At 70.0% G+C, this 15,029-nt stretch carries 12 protein-coding genes; 5 read left to right on the plus strand and 7 right to left on the minus strand.

Features of this window, described 5'->3' with window-relative positions; all coding sequences use genetic code 11:
• Positions 1 to 960, minus strand: a complete 960-nt coding sequence (locus CBM2586_RS11980) for an IS110 family transposase (protein WP_115687705.1) — start codon at positions 958 to 960, stop codon at positions 1 to 3.
• Positions 961 to 1,183: 223 nt separating this feature from the next.
• The gene (gene tcdA / locus CBM2586_RS11985) at positions 1,184 to 2,053 is read right to left on the minus strand and encodes a tRNA cyclic N6-threonylcarbamoyladenosine(37) synthase TcdA (RefSeq protein ID WP_115687707.1); all 870 of its coding nucleotides are present in this window, start codon (positions 2,051 to 2,053) and stop codon (positions 1,184 to 1,186) included.
• Between the two features lie 208 nt (positions 2,054 to 2,261).
• Between tcdA and CBM2586_RS11990 the strand changes: the two genes are divergently transcribed.
• The 5 genes from CBM2586_RS11990 to CBM2586_RS12010 all read left to right on the plus strand — a co-directional run bounded on the left by CBM2586_RS11990 (position 2,262) and on the right by CBM2586_RS12010 (position 9,527).
• Positions 2,262 to 4,637: an AsmA family protein gene (locus CBM2586_RS11990; protein ID WP_115687709.1), complete on the plus strand. Its 2,376-nt coding sequence runs from the start codon at positions 2,262 to 2,264 to the stop codon at positions 4,635 to 4,637.
• Positions 4,638 to 4,949: 312 nt separating this feature from the next.
• Positions 4,950 to 6,161, plus strand: a complete 1,212-nt coding sequence (locus CBM2586_RS11995; protein WP_115687711.1) for an MFS transporter — start codon at positions 4,950 to 4,952, stop codon at positions 6,159 to 6,161.
• A 152-nt stretch (positions 6,162 to 6,313) separates the two neighbouring features.
• The gene (gene pdxH / locus CBM2586_RS12000) at positions 6,314 to 6,952 is read left to right on the plus strand and encodes a pyridoxamine 5'-phosphate oxidase (RefSeq protein ID WP_115661478.1); all 639 of its coding nucleotides are present in this window, start codon (positions 6,314 to 6,316) and stop codon (positions 6,950 to 6,952) included.
• Positions 6,953 to 7,190: 238 nt separating this feature from the next.
• Positions 7,191 to 8,432, plus strand: a complete 1,242-nt coding sequence (locus CBM2586_RS12005; protein WP_115687713.1) for an SAM-dependent methyltransferase — start codon at positions 7,191 to 7,193, stop codon at positions 8,430 to 8,432.
• Positions 8,433 to 8,447: 15 nt separating this feature from the next.
• The gene (locus CBM2586_RS12010) at positions 8,448 to 9,527 is read left to right on the plus strand and encodes a DUF72 domain-containing protein (RefSeq protein ID WP_115687715.1); all 1,080 of its coding nucleotides are present in this window, start codon (positions 8,448 to 8,450) and stop codon (positions 9,525 to 9,527) included.
• Positions 9,528 to 9,551: 24 nt separating this feature from the next.
• On the opposite strand, the gene msrA is transcribed toward CBM2586_RS12010, so the two are convergent.
• The 5 genes from msrA to CBM2586_RS12035 all read right to left on the minus strand — a co-directional run bounded on the left by msrA (position 9,552) and on the right by CBM2586_RS12035 (position 14,938).
• Entirely contained in the window at positions 9,552 to 10,094 is a 543-nt protein-coding gene (msrA, locus tag CBM2586_RS12015) for a peptide-methionine (S)-S-oxide reductase MsrA (protein WP_115687717.1), read from the minus strand.
• A gap of 77 nt (positions 10,095 to 10,171) precedes the next feature.
• The gene (locus tag CBM2586_RS12020; protein WP_115687719.1) at positions 10,172 to 11,704 is read right to left on the minus strand and encodes a class I adenylate-forming enzyme family protein; all 1,533 of its coding nucleotides are present in this window, start codon (positions 11,702 to 11,704) and stop codon (positions 10,172 to 10,174) included.
• Positions 11,701 to 12,954 (minus strand): acyl-CoA dehydrogenase family protein, encoded by a 1,254-nt coding sequence (locus CBM2586_RS12025; RefSeq protein ID WP_115687721.1) that lies wholly within the window; start codon positions 12,952 to 12,954, stop codon positions 11,701 to 11,703. Before CBM2586_RS12025 ends, CBM2586_RS12020 begins: the two co-directional genes overlap by 4 nt.
• Positions 12,955 to 13,049: 95 nt before the next feature.
• The gene (locus tag CBM2586_RS12030) at positions 13,050 to 13,871 is read right to left on the minus strand and encodes an alpha/beta fold hydrolase (RefSeq protein WP_115661472.1); all 822 of its coding nucleotides are present in this window, start codon (positions 13,869 to 13,871) and stop codon (positions 13,050 to 13,052) included.
• A complete protein-coding gene (locus tag CBM2586_RS12035; protein WP_115687723.1) occupies positions 13,868 to 14,938 on the minus strand; it encodes a peptidase M29 in 1,071 nt (356 codons plus the stop codon). The genes CBM2586_RS12030 and CBM2586_RS12035 overlap by 4 nt, the downstream gene beginning before the upstream one ends.
• Positions 14,939 to 15,029: the final 91 nt, after the last annotated feature.

Raw genomic sequence — 15,029 nt, forward strand, 5'->3', positions numbered from 1 at the left:
TCAAGTTCGGTGAAGCGATTTGCCCCAAGGGGTGCTGGTTCTGACCATGGCGTTGAGCACGGTCAGCAACTTGCGCATGCAGGCCACTAACGCCACCTTGGGCAGCTTGCCGGCGGCTGTCAGGCGCTGGTAGAAGGCTTTGATGGCGGGGTTGTGCCGGGTTGCGGTGAGCGTGGCCATGTACAGTACCCGCCGGATCTCGAAGCGCCCTCCCAGAATCCGGCGCCGCCCCCTGCTGCTGCCCGAGTCATTGGCCATGGGCGACACACCTACCAGGGCCGCGATCTCGCGCCGGCTGAGCCGCCCGAGCTCAGGCAATTCGGCAATCAGCGTGGCGCTGGCCACCGGGCCGATGCCGCTGGCCGACTGCAACAGCCGATCTAGTTCCCCAAAGTGCTCACGCATGTGGCCCACCATCTGCGCCTCCACGTCGTCCAGTTGGGCCTTGATGGCCGCCACGATGGCCTCGATGCTCGGGTGCAGCCCGGCCGGCGTGATCTGCAGCCGCTGGCGTTCGGCGTTCAACATGGTCAGCAGTTGGCGCCGGCGCGTAACCAGGGCCGCCAGCCACTGCTGCTGGGCGTCGGCCAGCGGGCGCAGGAAGCGCGCAAGGTCTTCGCGTTGCACCAGTACCGAGGCCAGTTCGGCGAGCATGCGCGCATCGATGGCGTCGGTCTTTGCGAGGCGCCCCATGGATTTGGCGAAATCGCGGGCCTGGCGCGGGTTGATCACCGCCACAGGTTGGCCTGCCGCCTGCAGCGCACAGACCAGTGCCGCCTCGTAGCCGCCGGTGGCCTCCATCACCACCAGGCCAATCCCCAGCGGCTGCAAGGTCGCGGCCAGTGCCGAATGGCCCTCGGCATCGTTGGCAAACTGCTGGGTATCGCGATTGGCGCCCAGTACACAGACATCGACGTGTGCCTTCGCAACGTCAATACCAACAACTGAGATAACAGACATGGTCTTCAGATCCCTTGCTTGTGCATGCGCGCTCACACAAGGCGCGCGTAACCGTTCGGGCTTCAGGAAGACCAGCACGGCGACCGTGCGTTCTGTACTCAGGCGCGGGCTCGATCACCCTAGCGGCTATCAAACTGCACGAGCCGGTCTGGCCGCCTCAACGACGCTCAGACTCTACCGCACTGGTCTGGTCTGAACATACAAGCGGCCCGGTGCCGGCGCCTCAGCCGCGCGCGATCGCGCCGATCACCGCCGACGCCGCGACCAGGCCGAACACCGCCGTCACCGCCACCGACGAACCGAAGCCGGCGCAGGCCAGCCCTTGCGGTCCGCGCGCGGCGGGCTGGCCGAACGGCACCTCCGCCGGCGGCGCCTCGTCGAGCTCGCAGGCCTGCTGCTCGGGTTCCGGGTATTGCAGCGGCTCGTCGGAATAGACCGCGGCGATGCCGAACTTCTTCTTCGGGTCGCGGGTAAAGCCCCACTGCTTGCGCAGGCTGGCGCGCACCTTGGACAGCAGCGGGTCCTGGATCGTGCGCGCGAGGTCGTCGATGCGCACGCGCGTGGGGTCGAGCTGGCCGCCGGCGCCGCCGCAGGTGATCACCGGCACGCCCTGGCGCCGTGCCCAGCCCAGCATGGCGGTCTTGACCCGCACCGCATCGATGGCGTCGATCACATAGTCATAGCCGGCGCCGAGCAGGTCCGGCACGTTGTCGGCGGTGACGAAGTCGTCGACCTGGGTCACGCGGCAGCGCGGATTGATGGCGACGATGCGCTCGGCCATGGCCTCGACCTTGGCGCGCCCGTAGGCATCGCCCAGCGCATGGATCTGGCGGTTGGTGTTGGACAGCGCGATATGGTCCAGGTCGATCAGCGTGATGCGGCCCACCGCGTTGCGTGCCAGCGCCTCGGCCGCCCAGCTGCCGACTCCGCCGATGCCGACCACGCACACGTTGGCCACCTCCAGCCGGGCCAGCCCGGCGGCGCCGTACAGCCGCGCGACGCCGCCGAAGCGGCGATGGTAATCGTCGTCGGCCGGGCTTTCGTGGGTCAGCGGCTCGGGCAGGCCAGCCAGCTCGTGTGCGGCATCGTTCATACGTGAGGGAGAGGATCCGGGGACGCGGGCCATGCCGGGCAGGGCAATACCGGGGCAAAAAATCCGGCATTTTCCGGCGCCGATGTCAGCCAGTCCCCGACAAGGACGGCAAGCGCGCAACTATACAATAGACCTGCAGTGGTCCGTTCGCCGCGCCGCCCCGTGCGGGTAGCGCGGGCCCGCCCTCGCCCAGCCAGGAGCCCGCCTCATGCCCGTGCGCCGCAAGGTCGTTCTGTGGAGTGTCCTGACACCGGTCGCGCTGATCGCGCTGCTGGTGGTCGTGATCCTGACCTTCGACTGGAACCGGATCAAGCCCTGGCTCAACGACCGCGTCTCCGAAGCCATCGGCCGCCCCTTTGCCATCAATGGCGACCTCACCGTGACCTGGCGTCGCGGCGAGGGCGAGCAAGGCTGGCGCACGCTGGTGCCGTGGCCGCGGCTGTCGGCACGCGACATCACCATCGGCAACCCGGACTGGGCCGCGCAGCCCCATATGGCAACCGTGCGCGAGCTGATCTTCGTGCTGCGCCCGCTGCCGCTGCTGGCCAACGAGATCGCGGTGCCGACCATCGTCATCGACAGCCCCGCGGTATGGCTGGAACGCCTCGCCGACAGCCGCAACAACTGGACCTTCGAGACCGGACCGAAGAAAGGCACCTCGAAATGGCAGCTGGATGTCGGCGAGGTGGTGCTGGCGCGCGGCAACCTGGCGCTGACCGACCAGCTCAAGAAGATCTCGCTGCAGGCGGAACTCGACACCATCGGCAGCGCGCCGCTCTATGACAAGGAGCGCGACGGCGCGCTGGTCGAGCCGCAGGCCTCGGCCGTGCCGCCCGGACCGCCGGGCAGCGCCGCGCAGGCAGCCTCGGCGCCGCGGGCGGATGGCCCGGCCTCCGCGCCGCCCGCCAGCAGCGCCGACGGCCGCTATGGCGTGCGCTGGAAAGCGACCGGGCGCTACAACGAGGCCACCATCAACGCCAGCGGCAAGGCCGGCACGGTGCTGAGCCTGCGCAATACCGACGTGCCCTTCCCGATCCAGGCCGATGTGCGCGTAGGCACCACGCGTGCGCAGATCGAGGGCACGGTCACCAACCCTGCGCACCTGGCGGCGCTGGACGTGCACCTGACCCTGGCAGGCGACAGCATGGCCAAGCTTTACGCGCTGACCGGCGTGGTGCTGCCGTCGACGCCGCCGTACCAGACCCGCGGCCGGCTGATGGCGACGCTGCGCAAGGAAGGCTCGATCTACGAGTACCAGAAGTTCACCGGCCGCGTCGGCGGCAGCGACCTGTCGGGCACGCTCACCTTCACCAAGCGCGACCCGCGCCCGCTGCTGGCCGGCAACCTGGTGTCGAACCAGTTGCGCTTCGTCGACCTGGCCCCGCTGATCGGCGCCGATGCCAAGCCCGGCCGCCCGGCCAAGGACAGTGCGGTGGCCCAGCCGGCGGACAAGGCGCTGCCGGTGGCGCCGTTCCGCACCGAGCGCTGGGACGAGATCGACGCCGACGTGCACTTCACCGGCAAGCGCATCATCCGCGATGCCGAGTTGCCGATCACCGACCTGGTCACGCACCTGAAACTGCAGGACGGCGTGCTGCTGCTCGACCCGCTCAACTTCGGCGTGGCCGGCGGCAACCTGGTCTCGACGATACGGCTCGACGGCAAGCGCGAGCCCATGGGCGCGATGGTCGACCTGAAGGCGCGGCGCATGAAGCTCAAGCAGCTGTTCCCGACCATCGACCTGATGCGCGCCAGCATCGGCGAACTCAACGGCAGCGCCAAGCTGTCGGCCACCGGCAATTCGGTGGCGGCGCTGCTGGGCTCGTCCAACGGCGAGGCGCGGCTGCTGGTCGAGAACGGCACGGTCAGCAAGTTCCTGCTCGAGGCGATCGGCCTGAACGTCGGCAGCCTGGTGATCTCGAAGCTGTTCGGCGACAAGCCGGTGCAGATCAACTGCGGCGTCAGCGACTTTGCCCTGACCGACGGCGTGGCGCGCGCGCGCACCTTCGTGCTCGACACGCATGACGCGGTGATCGAGACCACCGGCGGCATCGACCTGCGCAGCGAGCGGCTGGCGCTGACCATCCACCCGGACTCCAAAGGCCTGCGGGTGTTCTCGCTGCGTTCGCCACTGTATGTAGGCGGCACCATGAAGAACCCGCGCGTCAGCCCCGACATCGGCGTGCTGGCGCTGCGCGCCGGCGGCGCGCTGTCGCTGGCGCTGCTGGCACCGGTCGCAACCGCGGTGCTGCCGCTGCTCGACCTCTCCCCCGGCGGTGACGACACGCAGTGCGCCAGGCTGCTGGCGGAACTGCGCAAGCGCCCCACCGCGCCACCGCCCGGCAAGACCTACCAGGACCCGAAGGCAGCCGCGGCGCCCGCCGAGCCTGCCGCTGCCGCCGCAACGGCCCGCCCGGGGGCGACGGCCACCAGCCGGCCCGCTGCGCCGGCCACCGCCGCGACGCGTCCCGCCCCGCCCGCCGCCACCGCGCCGCGCGAGCCGCCCGCGCCCTCGGGCCAGCGCCCGCCGCAGCGCGCGCCGCAGCGTCCGGCCAACGACCGGTCGTTCTACCAGGGCGGCTGAATCTGCTTGGCGCCTCCGCGCCCTCGCCGTTTAAACAAAATCGCAACACTTGCCGCCGCTGCGTCAGGTTGACGCATGTTGCCGTTGTGCCGCGCCGCGCTCAGGCGCATAATTAAACGGCCATTTACAAGAAGCTCAAGCATGGCAAGCGTTGATTGCGACGCGGGCCCGCCCGTGTGGCATCCTTGAGAAGGCGCGGCCGCGGCCGCCCTTGTTTTTGCTGCCGGTCTTGCGGCCCAATTTCCTGATCCGCCGCGCCTGGTACGGCCCCCGCCGACACCTGTCGCGCTCCACCTCGCTCCGCCCCGCCCCATGACGCTGACGCATGCCACCGTCCCGCCGATCACCTGGCTGATCGCACTGACGGTGTGCAACCACGTGGCCTTCAATGCCAGCCGCGTGGTGGTGTCGCTGTTCGCGATTTCCCTCAAGGCTTCCACCGTCACGCTGGGCGTGCTGATGTCGCTGTACGCGCTGCTGCCGATGCTGCTGGCGATCCGCGCCGGCAAGCGCATCGACCAAATCGGCCCGCGCAAGCCGATGATGGCGGGCTCGCTGATGGTGGTGGCGGGCACGCTGCTGCCGGCGCTGTGGCACGAACTGGACGCGCTGTACCTGTCGTGCGCGCTGATCGGGGTCGGCTTCATGCTGGTCCAGGTGGCGATGCAGCTGCTGATCGGGCAGGTCTCGACCGATGCCACCAGGCTGCGCAACTACACCTGGCATGCGCTGGGGCTGTCGGTGTCGGGCACGCTCGGGCCGGTGGCGATGGGCTATGTGATCGAGCACGCGGGCTTTCGCCCCGCGTTCGGGGTGCTGGTGGCGGTGGCGCTGGCCGGCCAGGCCGGCCTGCAATGGGTACGTCGGCGGCTGCCTGCGCGCGGCGGCAACGCCGGGCGCATCGCCATCGCGGATGGCACCCGGCACTCCACGCTGGACCTGCTGCAGCATCCCGAACTGCGCGCGGTCTTCGTCGCCAGCGCGGTGCTGTCGGCGGCGTGGGACCTGCACGCGTTCCTGATCCCGATCCAGGGCTCGCGCATCGGGCTGTCGCCGTCGTCGATTGGCTGGGTGCTGGGCGCGTTCGCCATCGCCACCTTTGCCATCCGCGTGGCGATGCCGGCGGTGTCGCGCCGCCTGTCGGAATGGAAGATCATCCGCGCCGCCCTGCTGGTGGGCGCGCTGGCCTACCTGGCCTACCCCTTCGTCGCGCACTTCTGGCTGATGTGCACGCTGGCCTTCGTGCTGGGCCTGGCGCTGGGCAGCGCGCAGCCCAATGTCATGAACATCCTGCACGCCGCGTCGCCGCACGGCCGCGCGGGCGAGGCGCTGGGCCTGCGCTCGGCGGTGCTGAACACCAGCCAGGTGTTGTGGCCGCTTACCTTCGGCGTGGTTGGCACGGCGCTGGGCATGCTGCCGATCTTCCTGTCGATGGCGGGCGCGATGGGCGCCGCTGGCTACTATTCGCGGCGCCAGGGGCGCAAGGCGCTGGCGCCGCCGGCGCACCCCACTGCCGGCGGGTGACGCAGCGGCGGGTGACCCACATACCGCTGCCTGCCGCTTGTCGCCACGCAAATGCGGCCCCCGATGCATTCGCTATACTCGAATCAGCCGGACCCGCGGCCCCCGCTCCGGGGCGCACCGCGCTTCCGTACCGATTCCCTGATGATTGCGACATGACCCAACTTGCCGACCTGCGCCGCACCTATGTGCTGGGCGCGCTGTCCGAATCCGACGTGGCCCCCGACCCGATGAGCCAGTTCAAGCGCTGGTTCGACGAAGCGGTCACGGCCAAGCTGCCTGAACCCAATGCCATGACCCTGGCCACGGTCGACGCCGACGGCCAGCCCTCGGCCCGCATCGTGCTGCTCAAGGGCATCGACGACCGCGGCTTCACCTTCTTCACCAACTATGAAAGCCGCAAGGGCCTGGACCTGGCGGCAAACCCGCGCGCCGCGCTGCTGTTCCACTGGGTCCAGCTGGAACGCCAGGTGCGCGTCGAAGGTCGCGTCGAGAAGGTTTCCGACGACGAAAGCGACGCCTATTTCGCCACGCGTCCACTGGGCTCGCGCGTGGGCGCCTGGGCTTCCGCGCAAAGCCGGGAGGTCACCGGCCGCGACGTGCTGGAGCAGCGCGAGCAGGAATACCGCAGCAAGTTCGGCGAAAACCCGCCGCGCCCGCCCTACTGGGGCGGCTACCGCCTGGTGCCGACGGCGCTGGAATTCTGGCAGGGGCGGCCATCGCGCCTGCATGACCGCATCGCCTACCGGGTCCAGCCGGGCACGGGCTGGCAGATCGTGCGGCTGTCGCCCTGAGCGGGTCCGCGGACGCCGCGCGCGTCCGCGCTGATGCGTCTACGCCTCTCCGGGGACGACGGGGGTCTTCCGGCGGTGCGCTGCACGGGCTGCGGAATTGGACTAAAGTGAGACAGGCGTCGCTTGGCTACTCTTTTCTTGCAGCGCTCGCGACGGATCGGGCAAGGCTTGCGCGCAGTTTCTCCTTGCCGGATGCGTCCGCCGAAGCGTGTGCCGCAACCATCGGGAGGTAAAGCGCATGTTTTTCAAGCAAACCCTGGAAAAGCAACTCGACAACTGGATCGCCGACCTGCGCGAGAACGCGAATCTCCCGGTCAGCCTGCGGCTGTGGAATGGCGCCGAATACCCGCTCGGGCAATTCGACAAGCCAGTGGTGACGCTGACCGTGCGCGAAGCCGCGGCCCTGCCGCTGCTGCTGACCCCCAGCCTGGACAACCTGGGCGAGGCGTACGTCCAGGGCAAGATCGATTTCGACGGCCGGCTGGCGGACATCATCAAGGTGGGCTACGGCTTCTCGGCCGCGGCCACGCGGCGCGCCGGCGGGGCGCTGTACAAGGTGGCACAGCACTTCTCGCATACCAAGCAGGAAGACAAGGAGTCGATCCAGTACCACTACGACGTCTCCAACGACTTCTACCAGCTCTGGCTCGATCCCAATATGGTCTATTCCTGCGCCTACTTCGAGCACGGCGATGAAGACCTGGCCACCGCGCAGATCAAGAAGATCGACCATATCCTGACCAAGATCCGGCTGCAGCCAGGCCAGACGCTGCTCGACATCGGCTGCGGCTGGGGCGCGCTGGTGCTGCGCGCGGCGCAGAAGTTCGGCGCGCGCTGCGTGGGCATCACGCTGTCGCAGAACCAGTTCGACCTGGCCACCGAGCGCGTACGGGCGGCGGGCCTGTCCGACCGCGTCGAGATCCGGCTGCAGGACTACCGCGACACCGCCGGCACCTTCGACCGCATCACCAGCGTCGGCATGTTCGAGCATGTGGGCAAGGACAACCTGCCCGGCTACTTCAGCCGGATCCGCGAACTGCTGGCCGACGACGGCTTTGCCATGAACCACGGTATCACCTCGCCCGACCCGGACAACGGCGCGACGCCGATGGACGGGGCCGAGTTCATGGACCGCTACGTGTTCCCGCAGGGCGAACTGCCGCATATCGGGCTGGTGCTGCGCACGCTGCAGCAAGGCGGCCTGGAGGCCTTCGACGTCGAGCTGCTGCGCCGGCACTATGCGCGCACGCTGCACCACTGGGCCGACAACTTCGAGGCCCGCGGCGATACCATCCGCAGCATGGTGGGCGAGAAAAAATACCGCATCTGGCGCGTGTACCTGGCCGGCTGCGCGCACGCCTTCGAGACCGAGAAGATGTCGATCTACCAGGTGGTGTGCCACAAGTCCGGGCTCCAGGCCGACTCGCTGCCGTGGTCGCGCCGCTATATCTACGACCAGCCCATCGGCGGCAACGACTGAAGGCAACCGAAGCGATTGACTGAAGATCTCTTTGGCGGGCTGCCCCTGCCCGCCCCCGCAGCCCCTGCCGGGCCGCCCGCGGCGCCAGCCGGCGTGGCCGCCCGACCCGACTCCCCAGGCAAACCGGCGCGCGGCAAGAGCGTGCAGCCGTTTCCGGCCACGCCGGCACTGCAGGCGCTGGCCGCACGGCTGCCGCCGCAGCTGTATTTCGGCACCTCGTCGTGGGCCTATCCCGGCTGGAACGGGCTGGTCTACGCCGGCGAGTACGGCGACAGCCTGCTGTCGCGCAAGGGCCTGGCCGCCTATTCGCGCCACCCTCTGCTGCGCGCCGCCGGCATCGACCGCGGCTTCTACTGGCCGATCCCGCTGGCCGACTACCTGTCCTACGCCGCGCAGGTGCCGGAAGGCTTCCGCTTCCTGGTCAAGGCGCCGGCCAGCGTCTGCGACGCCTGGCTGCGCGGCCCGGACGGCGCCGGCCGGCTGGCCAACGCCGCCTTCCTGGATGCGGAGATCGCGGCGCGCGACTTCATCGTGCCAGCCACCAGCGGACTGGGACACAAGTGCGGGCCGCTGCTGTTCCAGCTGTCGCCGATGGGGCCGCTGGCCGACAGCGCGGTTTTCCTGGAGCGGCTCGATGCCTTCCTCGGCGCACTGCCGGCGCTGGATCCGGCGCTGACGCCGCACGCCGCCTATGCCGTCGAGCTGCGCGACCCGGCCCTGCTGACGCCGCGCTATATCCGGCTGCTGCGCCGCCACGGCGTGCGCTTCTGCCTGTCGGCGCGCGACCGGCTGCCGCCGGTGCCGCGCCAGGCCGCGGCGCAGGCGCTGATGGACGAGGCCGCGGCGGGCCCGCTGGTACTGCGCTGGATGCTGCATGCGGGCCGACCCTACGCCTACGCGGAAAAGCGCTATGCGCCGTTCGACCGCATCGTCGACGACGATCCCGACACCCGCGACGCGATTGCCGAGGTGGTGGCGCGCACGCTGCGCGCCGGGCAGCCCGCCATCGTCATCGTCAGCAACAACGCCGAAGGCTGCGCGCCGCTGAGCTGCGTGCGGCTGGCCGAGGCCATCGCGGCACGGCTTGAGCACTGAGCCCGCCGCCGCGCCGGCGCGCCCTTATTTGCGCAGCTTCGCGCCGAACTGCTTGCGGAACTTGGCCAGCTTGGGCGAGATCACGAACGCGCAGTAGCCCTGGCTGGGATGATCCTGGTAGTAGTTCTGATGGCTGGCCTCGGCGCGCCAGTACGGCTGCTCCGGCTCTACCTGCGTCACGATCGGCGCATCGAAGGCCTTGGCGGCGGCCAGCTCGCGCATCACGTATTCGGCGGTCGCACGCTGCGCCTCCGAATGCGTGAAGATGGCCGAGCGGTATTGCGGCCCGACGTCGTTGCCCTGCCGGTCCGGCGTGGTCGGGTCATGGATGGCGAAGAAGATCTCGAGAATCTCGCGGTAGCTGATCACCGAAGGATCGAAGCTGACCCGCACCACCTCGACGTGGCCGGTATCGCCTGCGCAGACCTGCTGGTAGGTCGGGTGGTCGACATGCCCGCCGGTGTAGCCGGACTCGACCGCGACCACGCCTTCGACCTGCTGGTAGACCGCTTCCAGGCACCAGAAGCATCCGCCGCCCAGCGTGGCGGTTTCCAATCCATGTTCCATTTGCGCCGCTCCCTTGCGTAGTCGTCTTTCTTGCCAGGCCTCAAGCATAAGCGCAGATCGGCGCGCTTGCAGGGGATTCAGCCGGGCTCGCGCCGCGCCTCCAGCAGCGCGCGCAATTGCGGCTTGAGCACCTTGCCCAGGGCGCTGCGCGGCAGGTCGTCCATCAGCACCACCTCGCGCGGCAGCTTGAAGCGGGCGATGCGCGCGGCCAGCAGCTCGCGCAGCGGTTCGGCCGCCAGCGCGCCGCGCGGCGCGCCCGGCGCCGGCACGATCACCGCCACCGGCACTTCGCCCCAGCGCGCATCGGCCACGCCGACCACCGCGCATTCCTGCACGCCAGGCAGGCCGACCAGCACGTTCTCGATCTCGGCGGGATAGATGTTCTCGCCGCCGGAGATGATCATGTCCTTGCTGCGGCCCACCACCTCGATGCAGCCCTCGGCATCGCGGTGCGCGAGATCGCCGGAACGGAACCAGCCGCCCGGCAGCCCGCTGTCGGGCTGGTTCCAGTAGCCCGCCATGACATTGGCGCCGCGCACCCACAGTTCGCCGACCGCGCCCGGCGCCACCTCGGCGCCGTCGGGGCCGGCCAGGCGCACCTCGGCCTCGGGCTGCGGCCAGCCGGCATAGCCGGGGCGCGCCATGGCCTGTTCCAGCTTCAGCGCCACCGACACCGGCCCGGTCTCGGTGGCGCCATAGATCTGCCCCAGCGGCACGCCGCGGGCATGGAACGCTTCGATATACGAGCGCGGGATGGTCGACGATCCCGCCATCACTCCGCGCAGCGCCGCCAGGTCGGCATCGGGCCAGCGCGGATGCTCCAGCACCGCGCGCAGCGTCGCCGGCACCATCAGCGACAGGCTCGGCCGCGCCGCGGCCACGGCGTCCAGCCACGCCTGCGGCGCAAAGCGGTCATGCAGCGTGACCCGCGCGCCGGCCAGCAGCGCCGGCAGCGTCTGGATGCACAGCCCGCCGACATGGAACAGCGGCAGCACCGACAGCACGTGGTCGTCGGCGCTCATGCCGTGCGCCCACCAGCTGGCGCGCGCATTGGCCAGCAAGCCGGCCTGGGTATGCACCGCGCCCTTGGGCTTGCCGGTGGTGCCGGAGGTATAGGCCAGCAGCAGCGGCGCATGCTCCGGCACGGCGGCATGGATCACGCCGGACGGCGCCGGAATGGCGATCAGCCGGTCGATCTGCGCCAGCCGGCAATCGGCGCCGGCCTCGCGCGCCAACGCTTCATGGGCCGCGTCATGGAACAGCACGGCCAGTTGCGCGTGGGCCGCGATCGCCCGCAACTCGGCCGGCGCCAGCCGGTAGTTCAGCGGCGCAAACATGGCTCCGACGCGGGCGCAGGCGAACAGCAGCACCAGCTGCAGTTCGTGGTTCAGGCACAGCGTGCCGACGCGGTCGCCGGCGCGCACGCCCCAGGTCGCGGCCAGATGGGCGCTGGCGCGCTCGACGCGCCGCCACAGCTTACCGTAGGTGAAGGTGCGGCCCAGGTAGTGCAACGCTGGCCGGCCGGGCGCCGCCACAGCGTGGCCATGGAGCATGGCCGGCAGCGCGCCCAGGCCGACGGCACCGGCACGGATGGCGCGGGGGGCGCTCATTCGTCGCGCTCGCCGGATTCGTACAGGGCCTCGCGGCCCATGCGGTCGAGGATCAGCTCGGCGGTCCAGGGCAGCATCAGCGCACCGCAGCGCGAATCGCGGTAGAGCCGTTCCAGCGGCAGGTCCTTGAGCATCGACTGGCCGCCGCAGGTGCGGATCGCCAGCCGGGCGATATCGTTGGCGCCTTCCATCACCGTGTAGTGCGCGGCGTACAGGCGCAGGCGCTCGTCCTTCGACGGATTGGGCCTGGCTTCGTGGATCGCGCGCCAGAAGATCGAGCGCATGGTCTCCAGCTGGATGCGCATCTGCGCCACCGCGATCTGCTTGGTCGGATACATGCGGCGCTTGACCGGCGGCTGGCCCGGCACCTCGCCGCGCAGGTACTGCACGGTGAAGTCGTACGCCGCCTGCGCCACGCCGAGGTAGGTCGGCGACAGCGTGAAGAACATCGCCGGCCAGGTCTGCGCGGCGCGGTAGTAAACCCCGCGCGGCATCAGTTGCTCCGGGTCGGGCACGAACACGTCCTTGAGCAGCAGCGTGCGCGACACCGTGCCGCGCATGCCCATCGGATCCCACTCGCCGGTCACGGTGAGCCCGTCCGCCTTTCCGGGCACGGCGATATAGAGCGTGTCGCGCATGTCCGGATGCTGGTTGCCGCGATCCTCGGTGCACAGGATGCCGTAGTAGTCGGCCGCGCCCGACAGCGAGGCGAAGATCTTGCGCCCGTTCAGCACCCAGCCGCCTTCGACCTTGCGCGCGCTGGTGCCGAACGGCGCCTTGCCGGCGGCGGCGGCCGAGCCTTCGGAGAACGGCTGTGCGTAGACTGCGCCGTCGCGCACCACCCGCGCGAAATGCAGCTCGCGGCGCGCCTGGTGTTCATCGCGCTGTGCCGGCGTCATGTCGATGCCATCGGACAGCACACCGGTCCACATGGTCGAGCAGATGTGCATGTTGTAGGTGAGCGCGGTGGCGCCGCAGAAGCGGCCGATCTCGGCGCCGACCATGCAGTAGGTGGCAAAGTCCGCGCCCGCGCCGCCAAACGCCCGCGGCACGCACAAGGCCAGCAAGCCGGCCTCGCGCAGGTCGTCATAGTTGGCGAAGGGAAAGCTGGCCTCGCGGTCCCAGATGGCGGCGCGCGGCGCGAAGCGCTCGCGGCCCAGGCGGTTGGCCAGCGTCAGCCATTGCGCCTGTGCCGGGGAGAAGTCCGCCGTACCGACGGCGGGAATGAAGTCGAGCTGGCCGGATGGCATGTCGCGTCTCCTGGTTGTCCTGCTCGCGCCGGCTTGGTGGAAGGAGGGCGGCGCGGCGGGGTTCTGGTGTTGGCGTTGCCGCCAAGCGGCGCACCTCAGTGCACGGGAAAGTGCCGGCGCAGGAAATCCAGCACCGCGTCGTTGAACTGCTCGGGGCGCTCCATGCAGGCCAGGTGGCCCACGTCGGGCAGGCAGCGGTACTCGGCGCCGGCAATGCGTTGCGCCATGCGCTGCATCACCTCGGGCGCGGCGTTGGTATCGTGCTGGCCGGCCAGCGCCAGCACCGGCACCGCGATGCGGGCCAGCGCATCGCGCTGGTTGAAGCGCACCAGCGCACCCAGCGCGGCGCGATAGGTCGGTGCCGGCACCGCCGCCATCACCGTGGTGGCGAAGGCCACGGCGCGGGCGTCGGCAGCGGGCGCGACCATGGTGCGCACCAGTCCCGCGGCCATCTGCGCCATGGTCTTGCCGGCATCCAGCGGCGCGGTGCGCGCGGCGATGAACTCGCGTTGCCACGGGCCATCGCCCTTGCCGAAGGCGGGCGAGGTGCCGGACAGCACCATGCCGTCAACCAGCGCGGGCGTGGCCGCGCACGCCTGCTGCGCCACCATGCCGCCCATGCTATGGCCCAGCAGCACCACGCGCCGGCCGGCGTCGCGTTCGAACAGCAGCACGGGCGTCAGCGCCTGCGCCAGTCGGTCGAAGTCGTAAGGATCGATCAGGGCACTGTCGCCATAGCCGGGCATGTCCCACGCCACGGCGCGGTAACCGGCCTGCGCCAGGGCCTCGCCCTGCGCCGGCCAGGCAGCCTTGCCGCCGCCGATGCCATGCAGCATCAGCACCGCCACCGGCCCGTCGCCCCAGGCCAGGGCGGCGATGCCGTTGGCGTGGCGCTGCGTGGTCGCGGCGGCGCTCATGCGGCCACCTCCACCAGCGCGCCCGCCTCGACCTCGTTGCGGCCGTCGAGCGCAACCGTGCAGTTGCGCAGCGGCAGGTCGAAGTGGCCCAGCGTATGCCGCCCGGCGACCTCGTTGGCGCCGGTCGAAAACAGGAAATTGCCGGCGAACGCGCGCAGCTCGGTGCCGTTGCAATCGCGCTTGTCATAGAACGTCATCGCGTCCCAGCGCGCCATCCGGTTCAGGCCCCAGCCCACGTGCGAGACCGCATAGGCGTCGCGCGTGCCCTCGCGGTCGGCCCAGGCCTGGTAGTAGCCGCGCATCATGTCGGCGTCGATGCCCTGGCCCTCGACCGCGACGATGTAGTCGTCCTCGATATGGCAGACCACGGTGTCGCGCAGGTAGGTCTTGAAGGTCAGGTTGACGTCGCCCGGCGCCAGCACCAGCGTGCCGTTGACCTGGCGCCCGGCCGGGAACGCCAGGCACAGCCCGCCGGGCCAGTGCGAGACCTGGCCGGGCTTGTTGCAGAAACCCCAGACGCCGCCCACGCGCGCCTCGGCCAGGCCGATGCGCAGCTCGGTGCCGGCAGCGGAATGCACACGCATCTCGCGCGCGCCGCGCAGGCGCTTCATCGCCGCGCGCACGGTGGCCTCCAGCGACGGGTCGGGCTGGCAGCGCTCCAGGATCTCGGGGTGCTCGTTGCTGACCATCAGCATGCGCGGCACCACGCCATTGGCGCCGCTCAGGATCTGCGGCAGCTCAGGGGCGTGCAGCAGGCCTTCGACGGTGCAGTCAAGCACCAGCTGGCAGCGCGACAGCGCCGCCAGCACTGGCGCCAGATGCTGCAGGGCATCGCTGGCCCCGGTCGAGCGCACCGGCGCCGGGGCCGCAAGCGCCGGGGTCGGCACCTGGATCCGCACCGGGGTGGCGCCGAGCGACTGCGCGGCCAGTTCGGCCAAGGCCACGTTGACAGGGCGGGATTGGGACTCCGTTACAATTCCCACCACATCACCGTGCCGCAGGGCACAGAGTTCCAGCGTGCGGCGGAACGCCGCCAGCCAGCGGTGTTCGATCTGCTCGATGAGCATGCGCTTGTCTCCTGCTGCTTGTTGTCTGGCTTGTTGTTCGCTTCTTGTTCTATAGGGCGGGCCGCCGAGGCTTTTGTGCACCGGCCGGCGC

This window comes from Cupriavidus taiwanensis, assembly GCF_900250115.1.
GTDB classification, from domain to species: domain Bacteria; phylum Pseudomonadota; class Gammaproteobacteria; order Burkholderiales; family Burkholderiaceae; genus Cupriavidus; species Cupriavidus taiwanensis_B.